This is a genomic window from Paenibacillus phytorum, assembly GCF_013141715.1.
GTDB lineage: Bacteria > Bacillota > Bacilli > Paenibacillales > NBRC-103111 > Paenibacillus_E > Paenibacillus_E phytorum.
Genome location: NZ_WHOA01000257.1, coordinates 1 through 12,722 on the forward strand (window position 1 = coordinate 1; position 12,722 = coordinate 12,722).

11 protein-coding genes are annotated in these 12,722 nt (G+C 48.4%); 9 read left to right on the forward strand and 2 right to left on the reverse strand.

The genetic code is table 11. The features are described from left to right. The first annotated feature begins 560 nt into the window (after nucleotides 1–560). The 5 genes from GC098_RS38345 (at nucleotide 561) to GC098_RS38365 (ending at nucleotide 7,257) form a co-directional block, all read left to right on the forward strand. A complete protein-coding gene (locus tag GC098_RS38345; protein ID WP_171649578.1) occupies nucleotides 561–2,915 on the forward strand; it encodes an FdhF/YdeP family oxidoreductase in 2,355 nt (784 codons plus the stop codon). A 5-nt stretch (nucleotides 2,916–2,920) separates the two neighbouring features. Then, complete coding sequence (fdhD, locus tag GC098_RS38350) at nucleotides 2,921–3,775, forward strand: formate dehydrogenase accessory sulfurtransferase FdhD (protein WP_171649579.1); 855 nt, start codon at nucleotides 2,921–2,923, stop codon at nucleotides 3,773–3,775. A gap of 95 nt (nucleotides 3,776–3,870) precedes the next feature. Next, the gene (locus GC098_RS38355; protein WP_171649580.1) at nucleotides 3,871–6,381 is read left to right on the forward strand and encodes a trypsin-like peptidase domain-containing protein; all 2,511 of its coding nucleotides are present in this window, start codon (nucleotides 3,871–3,873) and stop codon (nucleotides 6,379–6,381) included. A gap of 94 nt (nucleotides 6,382–6,475) precedes the next feature. After that, the gene (locus GC098_RS38360) at nucleotides 6,476–6,943 is read left to right on the forward strand and encodes a VanZ family protein (protein ID WP_171649581.1); all 468 of its coding nucleotides are present in this window, start codon (nucleotides 6,476–6,478) and stop codon (nucleotides 6,941–6,943) included. A 59-nt stretch (nucleotides 6,944–7,002) separates the two neighbouring features. Continuing rightward, on the forward strand, nucleotides 7,003–7,257 hold the full coding sequence (locus GC098_RS38365; protein ID WP_171649582.1) for a hypothetical protein: 255 nt from the start codon (nucleotides 7,003–7,005) through the stop codon (nucleotides 7,255–7,257). A 63-nt stretch (nucleotides 7,258–7,320) separates the two neighbouring features. Here GC098_RS38365 and GC098_RS38370 read toward each other — a convergent pair whose 3' ends face one another. Next, nucleotides 7,321–8,091: a pirin family protein gene (locus tag GC098_RS38370; protein WP_171649583.1), complete on the reverse strand. Its 771-nt coding sequence runs from the start codon at nucleotides 8,089–8,091 to the stop codon at nucleotides 7,321–7,323. A gap of 162 nt (nucleotides 8,092–8,253) precedes the next feature. Between GC098_RS38370 and GC098_RS38375 the strand changes: the two genes are divergently transcribed. The 3 genes from GC098_RS38375 to GC098_RS38385 all read left to right on the forward strand — a co-directional run bounded on the left by GC098_RS38375 (nucleotide 8,254) and on the right by GC098_RS38385 (nucleotide 10,151). Continuing rightward, a complete protein-coding gene (locus tag GC098_RS38375; RefSeq protein ID WP_171649584.1) occupies nucleotides 8,254–8,670 on the forward strand; it encodes a BlaI/MecI/CopY family transcriptional regulator in 417 nt (138 codons plus the stop codon). Nucleotides 8,671–8,672: 2 nt separating this feature from the next. Further along, on the forward strand, nucleotides 8,673–9,512 hold the full coding sequence (locus GC098_RS38380) for a M56 family metallopeptidase (protein WP_171649585.1): 840 nt from the start codon (nucleotides 8,673–8,675) through the stop codon (nucleotides 9,510–9,512). Between the two features lie 168 nt (nucleotides 9,513–9,680). After that, nucleotides 9,681–10,151 (forward strand): DUF2231 domain-containing protein, encoded by a 471-nt coding sequence (locus GC098_RS38385; RefSeq protein WP_171649586.1) that lies wholly within the window; start codon nucleotides 9,681–9,683, stop codon nucleotides 10,149–10,151. Between the two features lie 65 nt (nucleotides 10,152–10,216). Here GC098_RS38385 and GC098_RS38390 read toward each other — a convergent pair whose 3' ends face one another. Then, entirely contained in the window at nucleotides 10,217–10,393 is a 177-nt protein-coding gene (locus GC098_RS38390) for a hypothetical protein (protein WP_171649587.1), read from the reverse strand. Between the two features lie 557 nt (nucleotides 10,394–10,950). On the opposite strand from GC098_RS38390, the gene GC098_RS38395 reads away from it, so the two are divergent. Further along, nucleotides 10,951–12,696: an ABC transporter ATP-binding protein gene (locus tag GC098_RS38395; protein ID WP_171649588.1), complete on the forward strand. Its 1,746-nt coding sequence runs from the start codon at nucleotides 10,951–10,953 to the stop codon at nucleotides 12,694–12,696. Nucleotides 12,697–12,722 lie beyond the last annotated feature (26 nt).

The following is a 12,722-nucleotide window of genomic DNA, read 5'->3' on the forward strand; positions in this document are numbered from 1 at the left end:
TTGTGCAGTAAAATCAGCTGCTTTTGACGTTTTTGCATGTATCGGGCTAGATTAGCTGTAGGTAATGCATCAAATTCATTAAATCTAGGAATTTATGCCCGTTTTGCTGCACTTTATGCAGTATTCGGTTCAGGTGAAAGTCATTTAGTAAGTGGAATTCTGTAAATAAATGCTCAAATAGCGACATATACATAGGTAAAGGTGCTTGGCACTTGGTAGCGAACCTGCCGGAGACTAACCACTGTGAGACATGACTTGAGACTTCCTCTGATGAGAGGAGGTCTGGGGATTGTTTTGCGGTGGTTTTTTGCTTGCTGGGGTGTTGTTAGGGCAGCTATTGGGTGTGCGGAGTAGGTGGAAGCAATAGCGAAAGTGGCTCGGGAATCTGAGCCAAAGGGATAGTGGCTAGAGGGGGATGTGAGTAAGTGTTTTCGAAGAGTTGTTCGCAGGTACGAAGGTGTAAACATAACATAGATTAAGAGTGAGAGTGAGAGTAAGAGTAAGAGTAAGAGTAAAAGAGTGGAAGAGATAAAAAATAGAACCAAAGGAGCGTTTTTAAGATGGGGAAAACGAAGCATACGGGACCAATTAAGCTGCCCGCTAAACCAGATCCGAAGCTTTGGGTCAGCAAGGTGCCATTCGGACTTGGGAAAATAAAGCCGCAGCATATTCGCGAAACGGCAAAAATCGCCTGGCAGAATCGCGATAATCTGCCCTATGCGTATCGCATTCTGACGCAAGGGGTGTGCGACGGCTGCGCGCTAGGCGTGTCAGGGCTCTACGACCAAACGCTGGCGGGGCCGCATCTCTGTACAACGCGGCTGAATGTGCTGCGTTTGAACACGATGCCGGCGATTCGGGAGGAGCTGCTGCATGCAGACATTGACGAGCTGAGCCGCATGAGCAGCACCGAGCTCAGACAGCTCGGGCGTATCCCTTATCCGCTCATCCGCCGCCATGGGGAGCGGAAATTCAGTCGAGCCACATGGGATGAGGCGCTGGACACGATTGCAGGAAAGATGCGTACGATCGATCCGAAGCAGATGGCTTTTTATTTGACGGCTCGGGGGATTACGAACGAGTCGTACTATGTGGCAGCGAAGGTGGCAAGGTTGCTCGGTACGAACAACATCGACAACGCCTCGCGTATCTGCCACTCCCCGTCGAAGACGGCTCTTAAGCGCTCCGTTGGCGTGGGCGCTTCGACGTGCAATTACAAGGACTGGATCGGTACGGACGTCCTTGTGTTCTGGGGCAGCGTGGCCGCGAATAATCAGCCGGTCTCGACGAAGTATATGTACGCGGCCAAGCGCAAAGGGACGAAGATCATTGTCATTAACCCGTACTACGAGCCGTCTATGGAGCAGTACTGGATTCCTTCGATTCCCGAATCCGCGTTATTCGGGACGAAGCTGGCTGACGATGTGTATCAAGTGAACATCGGCGGGGATATCGGCTTCATGAACGGCGTCATGAAGGTATGGTTCGAGATGGAGGAGCGCGTGCCGGGCTCCGCGATTGACCATACGTTCGTGCAGGCGCACACGAACGGGCTAGAACAGCTGCGCGCCCACGTGGCGCAGCAGGACTGGACGACGCTTACGCAGTCGTCCGGCCTCACCCGCGAACGCATGCGCGAGTTCGCGGAGCTGCTGGCGCGTGCCAAGAGCGCGGTTTTCGTGTGGAGCATGGGGCTCACACAGCACCGCTTCGGCACGGACAATATCTCGCAGGTGGCGAATCTCGCCCTCCTGCGGGGCTTCCTCGGCCGCGAGCACTGCGGGCTGATGCCCATCCGCGGGCACAGCGGCGTGCAGGGATCCGGCGAAATGGGCGCCGATCCCTTCAGCCTGCCGGGCGGCGAAATCGCCAGCGCCGCCGACCGCGCAAGAATCGAGCAGCTCTGGGGGTTCGAGCTGCCGAAATGGCAGGGTGACATCGTCGGTGTCACCCTAGAGAACGCGCTCCTGCCCGAGGAGCAGGAGAGGAAGCTTCGGATGTTCTACACATCCGGCGGCAACTTCCTCGAGACGATGCCGGACCCGGCATTCGTCCGCGAAGCCCTCACAAGCATCGATGTCCGTGTCCACCAGGACATCATCCTGAACACCTCCACGCTGCTTGACGCGCGGGAGGCTGTGGTGGTGCTGCCCGCAATGACGCGTTATGAGCAGCCCGGAGGGGGCACGTCCACCTCGACGGAGCGGATGGTGTACTTCTCGCCCGAGATCGCCGGCCCCCGCATCGGCGAATCCCGCGCGGAATGGGCGATCTACGTGGATCTCGCCCGCCGCGTGAAGCCCGAAGCCGCCGAGCAGCTGGGCTGCGGCAGCGCAGAAGCTATCCGCGAGGAAATTGCTCTAGCCGCGCCGAGTTACAACGGCATCCAACACCTGCGTGAGCGCGGTGATGTGTTTCAATACGGCGGCGCGTGGCTGTGCGAGGACGGCGTCTGTCCGACGCCGGATGGCCGCGGCGCGCTGCTGCCGATCGAACTTCCGGAGCTGCGGAAGCCGGAAGGGCATTTCGCGGTGACGACGCGCCGCGGCAAGCAGTTCAATTCGATGATCTACAGCGACATCGATCCATTCAATGAAGCAGATCGCTACGATGTGCTTATTCATAACGACGACGCTAGCGCGCTCTCTTTGAATGAAGGGGAGGCGATCGTCATCTACAACAGCTACGGCAGTATGCACGGAAGGGTAAAGCATGCCGACGTAAAACCAGGCAATATCGAGGTGCATTGGCCCGAAGGTAACTCCTTGATTCCCAAAGGTGTGTATGAGCAGTATGCAGGCATCCCGGAGTATAACACAGCAGTCATTGTAGAGAAGGCAGAAACCTATCACGCTCACAAGGATACACGCTACGTTGAGCGGCGTATTCAAGAGCTGGAGACAGAAGTGGAGTGAAGACGATGGACGACGAACAGGATATCTCTCACGCTCCTAATGCGGACTCAGCATCTCAAGCTCACCCCTCACTTCAATCAACGACATCATGGGGGATATACCGATATAACGGGACGGAGGTACTCTCTCAAGAGGATACCATTGCGACAGAGGCGCCGCTCACCATCAAAATTGATGGCGAGGAATTCGCAACACTCGTCTATACGCCGACCGATACCGTCGATCTAGTCACAGGCTTTCTAGCCTCCGAAGGCCTGATCCGATTCGTGGATCAGATCGAGTCACTCACGCTGGAAGAGGAGCGGGGCTTCGTTCATGTCAAGCTGCGTCACCTCCATCAATTAAGTCAAAAGATGGTGTCCAAGCGCTTCATCGGTTCCTGCTGCGGGAAAAGCCGCCAGTTTTATTTTCACAACGACGCTCGTACCGCCAAAACCGTTAGCACGAGGCTCCAACTATCGATTCAGCAGTGCTTTCATCTTATGAATCAGCTGCAGGAGCAATCGGCTGATTTTCAGGCCACGGGAGGTTTGCATAATGCAGCTCTTTGCACGGCTAACGAACTGCTCCTCAGCAGGGCGGACATTGGCAGGCATAACGCACTGGATAAAATTTATGGACACCTATTAAGGCAGCGAATTCCTGTTCGCGATAAGGTCATAGCCTTCAGCGGAAGAGTCTCTTCCGAGGTCGCTCTCAAAGCCGCCAAAATCGGTGTCGGTATCCTTTTGTCGAAATCTGCCCCGACAGATCTGGCACTTCGCTTGGCTCAGGATCTAGGGATTACGGTTGTTGGCTTCATCCGCAGGGATCATTTATCGGTGTACACGCACCCCGAGCGCATAACGGAATGTCGATAAAGCCCCCTTTTTGTGGAAAAATTTGTATTGTTTCTCTATCTTAATTATGCTAGATTCTAGCTATTGCCATCTTTTGTTAAGAGAGGAACACAACAATGGGGAATTGGAATACTTTTACGAAAAAAGGGATCGCAGTACTGCTAGCAGCCTTCTTAGTTGTCTCTCTGCAGAGTCCTGTGCCATCTTATGCAGCCGAAGTGAATGCTGAGGTTCCGAAGGTCATTGAGAAGACATCACCTTCTGTTGTAGCCATTATTGGAAAGCCTTCATCTGATTCGGATAAATCCTTAGACAAGAACCGCTTTAATCTCGCGCACGGTACGGGTGTCATTGTGGAATCAAACGGTGTCATCGTGACGAATGCGCATGTGGTCAAAGATATGAAGAATATCGTCGTCGTTACGTCGAACGGTACAACTTATAATGGACGTGCAACGAATATCGACGAGGAGAGCGATTTAGCCTTGGTCAAAATCGATGCCACTGGCTTATCGCCTGCGAAATTAGCCTCTTCCTCCGATATTAAAGTGGGTGAAACCGTAGCCGCAATCGGGACTCCGATTTCTTTTGCCCTAAGGAACTCCGTCACCGTTGGGATTGTCAGCGGGCTTGACCGCTCTGTGAACTCGCAATATCAGCTTATTCAAACGGATGCGGCGATTAACCCTGGTAACAGCGGGGGCGCTTTGATCAATATGAATGGCGAAGTCATTGGTATTAATACGATGAAATATGCGGATATCGGCGTCGAAAATCTCGGATTCGCGATTCCTGTGGACACCGTCAAATATGTATTAAAGCATTTTCAGCTTTACGGCAAAGTTAAACGCCCTTATCTCGGTCTGGAGCTGGAAGAAAGCTGGGAAGCGGTTGTAGGTTTACCAAGTTCTACGGGTTTAAGAGTAGCTTATGTAGATCCGGATTCACCAGCGGCTGGGGCTGGCATTCAGCAAGATGATCTACTCGTATCGATCGGTGCAAGTAAAGTGAAGACGCTGGTGGATTACAATGAGGCGATTAAGAAGTATTTGCCGGGTGAAGCGATTGAAATAACGATTCAATCAGGTAATTCAACCAAATCGAAGTCGGTTACACTCGGAGAAGCGCAGCAGCAGGAAATGAAACGTACGCAGGACGCTGAGGGTTCTTACTTGGATGCGGACCGCGGCAAAACGAAAATCGGCGACAGCCACTACGGATGGTCCATGAAATACCCGGCGGGCTTAGTGAAAGGTCATCAGTCCGATGACGGCGACTCCGTCAGTTTCGTGGATGCGAAGGGGGATTTCTCCCTAACGATTAAAGTAGAAAGCAATCAAAGCGACGAGCTGTCACCTTCAGCACTTCTGAACAGATTGGCTAGCGATGATGAAGACGATTATTCCGGCTCAGCTTCAACCATTTTAGAGCGTCAGTATGTGAAGCGCGAAGGTAGTCCCTATGCCAAAATTGTTGGTCGTTCAGGAGATGATGGCTATATCCAGACTCGTGGATACCTTCACCAAGGCAGCTTATATATGGTGCAGTTATTTGTATCGAAAGAGCATTACAATAACAATTTTAAGCAAAATAGCTACAACGATCTTTTGGATAGCTTCAAGCTTTCCTTTAATGATAAGGATGAGTCGCTTAAAGACATTTCAGTCTACTCTGGCGGCAATACTTCCTACACGAATGAGTATGGCTTATCCTTTGATTTGCCCTCCAATTGGCAGCAAGGCGGTTATACGGGCGGCTCCTCCTTCTTTAATGATGACTATTCCCAAATGCTTCAAGTCGGCGTAACCTCAGCCTCCTCCGGTGACACACTGGGAGCGTGGGTGGATCGTCAGCGTAAGCAGTTTGAAGATTCTTATGCCCCCAAATACCGCAGTATGGAAGAACCCGAGGAGCTAACCTTAGCCGGTGTGCCTGCTCTGAAATTAACCTACGCGAGTACGTTAGGCAATAAGTGGAGTGCGGGCTATTCCCTCTTTTTTATCAAGGATAAGTATAAATATGTGGTGGATGTGAGTTATCCGCAAGAGGAAGAGGGGGCAACGCTTGAGGATCTCCTGAAAACCTTAACTGCTACCATCAAAGTGGACAAAGACAGCATGGATCAAGAGCTTGGCTTCATTCAGGATCTGGATGAACTCATGGATCCGAATCGTACAGTTACTTACAAAAATGAGAAATTCAAATACGCTCTGCAAATTCCAGAGATCTGGACCAGCAGCAATTCATACGATAACAAAGATCAAGTGAATAAGACGTTCCTCTTCACAGGCGGGTACTTGAGCGTTGGTGCAGAAACGAAAACGACTTACGAAGAGATGGTTAAAGAGGAAGATGCCACTCAGAAGAAAAGTCACGATAACGATAATGACTATACGTTTACCGATGCGGAAATCTCGCTATTCGGTAATGTAAAAGCCAAAAAGTATGAGATCAGCTATGCAAGCGCCAAGATTCCTTACAAAGAAACGACCTACATTTTCAATCAAAATAATATTTCTTACACGGCAACGCTCCGTATGGATGATGCGGTACGCACCGAAACCAATCAGGCGCGGCTCAATAAGGCTTTTGAGTCATTCAAATTTTTGGACGGTGTGAAAAAATAGAGCTACGCTAATCAGGAAACCTCTCATCGGTCCAGGCTGAAGGGAGGTTTCTTGTTTTAACCTTTGATGACTTCTCTAAAGGGGATACTAACACATGAATATCAAGCTCGCTCGGACACTCATCTGGCTGCTTTTCATAGGCTACACGAGCTGTTTGCTGTATTGGATGTTTCTAGGCTTCGGGCGGCATATGTACACTACAGGTCAACTTGCTTACAATGTCGTCCCTTTTCGAACAATCCGTATGTATGTGCTGCATGTCGATTCGTTTTCTACCCGGACTTGGATCATCAATTTGTTTGGCAATATTGGGGTCTTCCTTCCTTATGGTTTTTTACTGCCTTATTTATTTCGCTCCGCAATACGTTATGGTACGTTCCTCCTGTACTTCGGATGCCCTCTTGTAGGCTTGGAATTGCTGCAAATGCTGCTGCGGGTGGGCAGCTTCGATGTCGATGACGTGATACTGAATGCGCTTGGCGCCAGTATATCCTTTGTTCTTTTCGCGGCTGTTGGGCGAAGCTTAGAAGGAAGAGAATCAAAAAGAAGGTATAAAATGTGAGCAAATGCCTCAACATAGCGGGTGTAACGAATTAACCCCAGAGGAGGAATTTAATAACCATGACACAGCCAGATTCAAGTCTACAATCACAAAATCCGATATCCTCAGCACAAAACTCAGTAGATAATGTCCATGCAGCCGTTTCTCGTGCGATGTCTCATCCAACACCTCAGACGAAGGAAGAGGCTCAAAATTCAATCACTCATGCGGAAAGAGCGCTAGAGCAGGCGACGGATCAATCCGATTCGCCAGCTGTGCAGCAAGCCGTCCAATCACTGAACGATGAAAAGGCTAGGCTCCAGAGTAACCAATAATATAAACAGCCCCGATTCCTACCCAGGAACGGGGCTGTTATGTTTCTACTGCTTATCTGCTGCTTATTTATGATATAACGTATAGCCCGGATCTTCCGGCACTTCAATAGCAATGATACGCAGGCCTTGATCGCTATTAGCACTCAGGTGCAGAGCTTCACCTTCCGTTGTGGCTTGGACTATCGCGAAGTCTTTGTGGGACCATGCTTGAAGCTCCTCCGCGGCGATTTCACTTGTGCCTTGCCCTCGAATAACAAGGAAGGCTAGCGGGCGGCTTGGCGTAAGTGTGTAGCTGAACTCGGAACCAGGCTCAAGGCTCCAATCGTACATGTTAACGTCCGCATCCAGCTTAATGGGAGAATCCCCGCCGATTACGGTTTTCAGCGTTGCTCCACCGATATGGCGGATTGAGAATTTCTCATGCTCATATTGATGGTAAGCGGCAGGTTTTTTCACGGTCTGACTAAGGTGCGGCTCGAACCAGATTTGCATCGCTTCGCTGCCAGCTCGGCGGAATGCCTCCGCGTGATAGACGCCGGAGCCGGCTTGAATGACTTGCGCACCGCCATTTGTTACTGTTTCCAAGGAACCAAGGGAATCTTGGTGTTCTACGAGACCGTCAATGACATAAGTGACAATTTCGAACGCTTTATGAGGATGCATACCGATCTCCGATACTTCAGAAGCTTTGCCCCATGCCCAGTAGAATAAGGAACCGACGCGGTCAACAGCCGTTTTTTCACCCGGAAAGCTGATAGCTCGTTGTTCCAGGAACTTTCCTCCGTCAAAAGCGCCAACGCCCTGTTGCTCAGCTGAAAATACTTGAACTTTCATAGTAGCAGCCCCTTCGCTATAAAATATTTAATTACTTACTATATGTAAGTAGTATAAGTCTTTTTTATCCGTCTGTCAAAGCTTTAGCTGGTCAAACTTGGGTAGATCTTGACTTCGCATCTACCCCGAACTACAATTTCTAATGTAAGGAGTGTGCCTATAATGAAAATGCAAAACTTTAAATATGAAGGAAGCGGACTTAATCGCTTTTTTGGCCCCTTAGAAGCAAAGATTATGGAAATTCTCTGGACCAACTCGCTGGAAATGACGATTAAAGATGTCCAACAGAAGTTGGATCAAGCTAAAATCATCAATTTCAATACCGTTATGACCGTGATGAATCGCTTGGTAGCCAAAGGAATTCTGCAAAAGAAATCCGTTGTAAGATCGTTTAAGTACAAACCCGTCGTTACGAGAGATGAGTTCATGGAAAAACAATCCAAAGAGCTTACCCTTGACCTTATTGAAGAATTCGGTTCTTTGGCAGTCACCCATATGGTGGATGCGCTTGATAAAGTAGACCCCGATCTGCTTGACAAGCTTGAGCAAAAAATTAAAGAAATGAAAAAGGATCGATAACGATGATGGAAACACGTTTTAAATGGTTGTATGCAGCGTCACTCGCCTTATCGGGGGCTATTTTAGGACAAATGTTACTCTTTGCTCTTCAATATATTTTTAAATGGAAATCGTTATATAATATATTTGATTTGTGTGTAATTTTATTTAAAGATCTTCATGTACCTGCACCCATTGCTATGAATGTAGTGAACGCTCTTATCCTCTACTCCTTTAGTGCTATCCTTTGGATTTCGGCTCGGCATGCCCTCGGCTCCATGAGAGCGATGAAGCTCGTTGAGAAGTATCAAGACCCTCAGTTATCAGAGCAATACCGCGATAAAATTCAGCTGGGTGAAGGCCGGTTCCATGTTATTTCTTACAAAGCTCCCATCGCGATGACGATAGGACTGTGGAAGCCGCGGATGATCCTATCATCCGGACTTATGGACATGCTGGAACCTAATGAGCTGCGTGCGGTAATCGAGCATGAGAAGTGCCATATGAGGCACAGAGATCCACTTGCGATCTTCCTGCTTTCGATGATATCCAAGTCGATGTGGTACATTCCGATATTCGCTTGGATGGCAGAGAAATACCCCATTATGATTGAACTTCGGGCAGACAAATATGCCATTACACAAATGAAACAGTCCGCACATTTAGGCAGTGCTCTCCTCAAACTACTCAAACAAGCACCAACACCGCATATATCCTTATCTCACGCCTCATTCGCCGAAACATCAATGAATGTACGCATTATGCATATTCTCGATCCACAGATGAAAATCTCATTCAAATGGCCCCTAGTACGGCTACTCATTTCGCTCTTAACAATTATTTTACTTGTGGGACTTATCTAAGATAGGATACCCTGATAGCAATGGTTACATTTAGCAGCCGGAGCCCATGTCAGATAAGTTGACGGGCTTCGACAAAAACTGCAGAAAAGTCTTGACTTTTCGGATATCCAAAACTACACTTTGTAGTGTTAAATCATACATAGCTTTTAATATGGGGGAGAGAGATTAATGGATTATATCTTGAAAAATTTACACTACATCGTAACACATGTACCAATTGCACTTCTTGTTTTTAGTTTTATTTTTGATCTTATCGCAGTTATCGCGAAAAAACGTGAATGGCACTCCGCTGGTATGCTTTGCCTAGTTGTAGGCGCACTCGGGGCTATCGCAAGTGTCCTAACAGGCCCGTCCCCATGGCGTAATCCACTAGTGGTTCCGCATGAGTTTTATGCGAAATTAACGATGTTTTTGTCTATCGCGTTGGCGATTGTACGTGTTGGCTTACTGATCTGGAAAAAGAAAGAATTGGGTCGTAATCCAATCTACTTGGTTGGTTCGCTCGCGGCAGTTATCCTTGTTGGCTATACAGGGCATATTGGTGGTCAAATGGTACATAAACCGGTTCCAGCTAAGACGGTTGTTCCAGCTGCATCACCTGGAGCATCACCAGCAGCATCTACTGCTCCAGCAAAATAATAAAAAGGGTTATCCAAAGGCTTATAGCCTTGTGGATAGCCCTTTTTTTGGTTGATTGGTCAGAGCTACTTGTCCCGAACCAACTCCAGCTCCTCCAGTGTATAACGATGTTCCCACAAAAATATCATATCGTACTGTATCGAATCCCTTTCGACAAAGCGGGCTATGCCTGTGATGACTCCCCCAATAACAACTCCAAAAACGACAATCCAACCCATCAGAGCAAACACTTGATCGACCATGCACATCCACTCCCTTATGCGCTATGAACCTATATACTATGGATATGCCGCCATATTTTGAAACATGTGTGACAATCCAAAGGGGTTAAAAGGCGAGTAAATGCATCTGCAATGTCGAGGTAAGATAGTTCGTTTATAGTCTTTCTATCCGGTTGACACAGACTCGCCAAGGATGTTAAGATCACCTCTGTAAGCACGAATATACAACTTTTGGAAAAGAAAACACTTATGATGCAAGCCTACTTACAACAACACTAAAGGAGGGTTTCAAAAATGATTGATATGGTTATGGATCCTATTGCTCATCGCAGATTTACAGATAAAAACCATACAATTTCATATTTTGTAACCCGATTGTTAGCCGGAAGCGCATGATTTGTGCTTGTTCGGCTGCTGCCGCCCCTTGACATACGCTAATTAAAAGCGCGGGTTACGAAGAAGTTCGTAACGAGCGCTTTTCTGTTTCATAGAAGGCATATCGCTGCGTGCGGTGTGCCTTTTTTGTGTGGATTTAGGTCATTTTGGACAGCACCATTTGAGAGGAGTGACATGATTACATGTTTACGGTATTAAAAAAGTTAGCTTGGTTTTTTCGAATGAATTGGATACGTTACACGATTGCCATTGGACTGCTTATTATTGTTGGAATCATTGATGTAATTCCACCGAAATTGATTGGCTACGCGATTGATGGTATACACATGGGAACTTTGACTGGTAGTAAATTGATCCAATTGCTCGCTTTTTGGGGGGCGTTAATTGTAGCTGGTTATGGGCTATCCTACGTCTGGCTGTATCAGCTATTTGGCGGGGCTTTCGTGCTGGAACGTGTTCTTAGATCCCGGTTAATGAGGCAGCTGCTGCGGATGACGCCTACTTTCTATGAGCGCAACCGCACGGGTGACCTAATGGCGAGAGCGACGAATGACTTGCAAGCGGTGTCGACGACAGCGGGCTTTGGGATTTTGACCTTCGTAGACTCAACGCTATTCATGCTTACGATCCTAGGTATGATGGGCTTCTTCATTAGCTGGAAGCTGACAATTGCTTCAATTCTCCCGCTGCCCATTATGGCAGTTGCAATTACGATCTATGGGGGACGCATCCACGAAAGGTTCTTGCTCGCTCAGAATGCCTTTGGACAGATGAACGATCGGGTGCTGGAGACAATAGCGGGGGTTCGCGTTATCCGCGCTTTTGTACAAGAGAAAGCCAGTGAACAAAGCTTCAAAACGATGACAGATGATGTATATCGCAAAAATATCGCGGTTGCCGTGATCGACGCCCTTTTTGAACCAACGGTCAAAATCCTAGTGGGCATTTCCTACTTAATCGGATTATGTTACGGCGGATATTTGGTGTTTCACAGTGAACTGACGCTCGGAGAGCTTGTGTCTTTCAATACATTCCTAGGGATGCTGATCTGGCCGATGTTTGCCATTGGCGAGTTAATGAACATTATGCAGCGAGGGAATGCCTCCCTCGATCGGGTGAATGAAACACTTGGTTACAAGCCGGATGTAAAGGAAGACCCTAAAGCAACGACATTGCTGCTGCCGAACACGATTAGCTTTAATGAGGTAACCTTCCGCTATCCTTCTTCTTCTATTGATAACTTGGTGAACATTTCTTTTCACCTGCAGCGTGGGCAGACGCTCGGAATTGTAGGACGTACTGGAAGCGGCAAAACAACGCTGCTTAAACAGCTGCTGAGAGAGTATCCATTAGGTCAAGGTGCGATTGTTATATCGGAAACGCCGATCGAGAAGTTAACCATCGACACTCTACATGGCTGGATTGGTTACGTGCCGCAAGAGCCGATCCTTTTCTCTAAAACGGTGAAAGAGAACATCATGTTTGGTCGCAGCCAAGGAACGGAGGAAGAACTGTTGCAGGCGCTTGAGCTGGCTGCGTTCCGCAAGGACGTGGAGTTCTTACCAGAAGGCCTTCAAACGTTGGTAGGTGAAAAAGGCGTCGCGTTATCCGGTGGTCAGAAGCAGCGCGTTTCTATTGCGCGGGCGCTTTATGTAGACCCTGAAATCCTCATGCTGGATGATGCGCTTTCTGCGGTAGACGCCAAAACAGAGGCTGAAATCATTCGCGGCATTCGATCGGAACGAGCCGGCAAAACAACACTCATCACGACGCACAGACTCTCCGCTGTTCAGCATGCGGATTGGATTCTTGTGCTGGATGAGGGGTATATCGTGGAGGAAGGTACGCATGAGCAGCTTGTCGCGCTCGGCGGCTGGTATAAAGAGCAGTATGACCGTCAGCAGTTAGAAGAGCAGACGAAGGTTTAGTAAATAGATATCTAATGAAAAGAAGG

What these genes read in the sequence shown, in the direction of transcription:
- GC098_RS38345 (WP_171649578.1), top strand. Translation starts at nt 561, where the DNA reads ATGGGGAAAACGAAGCATACGGGACCAATTAAGCTGCCCGCTAAACCA.
- fdhD (WP_171649579.1), top strand. Translation starts at nt 2,921, where the DNA reads ATGGACGACGAACAGGATATCTCTCACGCTCCTAATGCGGACTCAGCA.
- GC098_RS38355 (WP_171649580.1), top strand. Translation starts at nt 3,871, where the DNA reads ATGGGGAATTGGAATACTTTTACGAAAAAAGGGATCGCAGTACTGCTA.
- GC098_RS38360 (WP_171649581.1), top strand. Translation starts at nt 6,476, where the DNA reads ATGAATATCAAGCTCGCTCGGACACTCATCTGGCTGCTTTTCATAGGC.
- GC098_RS38365 (WP_171649582.1), top strand. Translation starts at nt 7,003, where the DNA reads ATGACACAGCCAGATTCAAGTCTACAATCACAAAATCCGATATCCTCA.
- GC098_RS38370 (WP_171649583.1), bottom strand. Translation starts at nt 8,091, where the DNA reads ATGAAAGTTCAAGTATTTTCAGCTGAGCAACAGGGCGTTGGCGCTTTT.
- GC098_RS38375 (WP_171649584.1), top strand. Translation starts at nt 8,254, where the DNA reads ATGAAAATGCAAAACTTTAAATATGAAGGAAGCGGACTTAATCGCTTT.
- GC098_RS38380 (WP_171649585.1), top strand. Translation starts at nt 8,673, where the DNA reads ATGATGGAAACACGTTTTAAATGGTTGTATGCAGCGTCACTCGCCTTA.
- GC098_RS38385 (WP_171649586.1), top strand. Translation starts at nt 9,681, where the DNA reads ATGGATTATATCTTGAAAAATTTACACTACATCGTAACACATGTACCA.
- GC098_RS38390 (WP_171649587.1), bottom strand. Translation starts at nt 10,393, where the DNA reads ATGGTCGATCAAGTGTTTGCTCTGATGGGTTGGATTGTCGTTTTTGGA.
- GC098_RS38395 (WP_171649588.1), top strand. Translation starts at nt 10,951, where the DNA reads ATGTTTACGGTATTAAAAAAGTTAGCTTGGTTTTTTCGAATGAATTGG.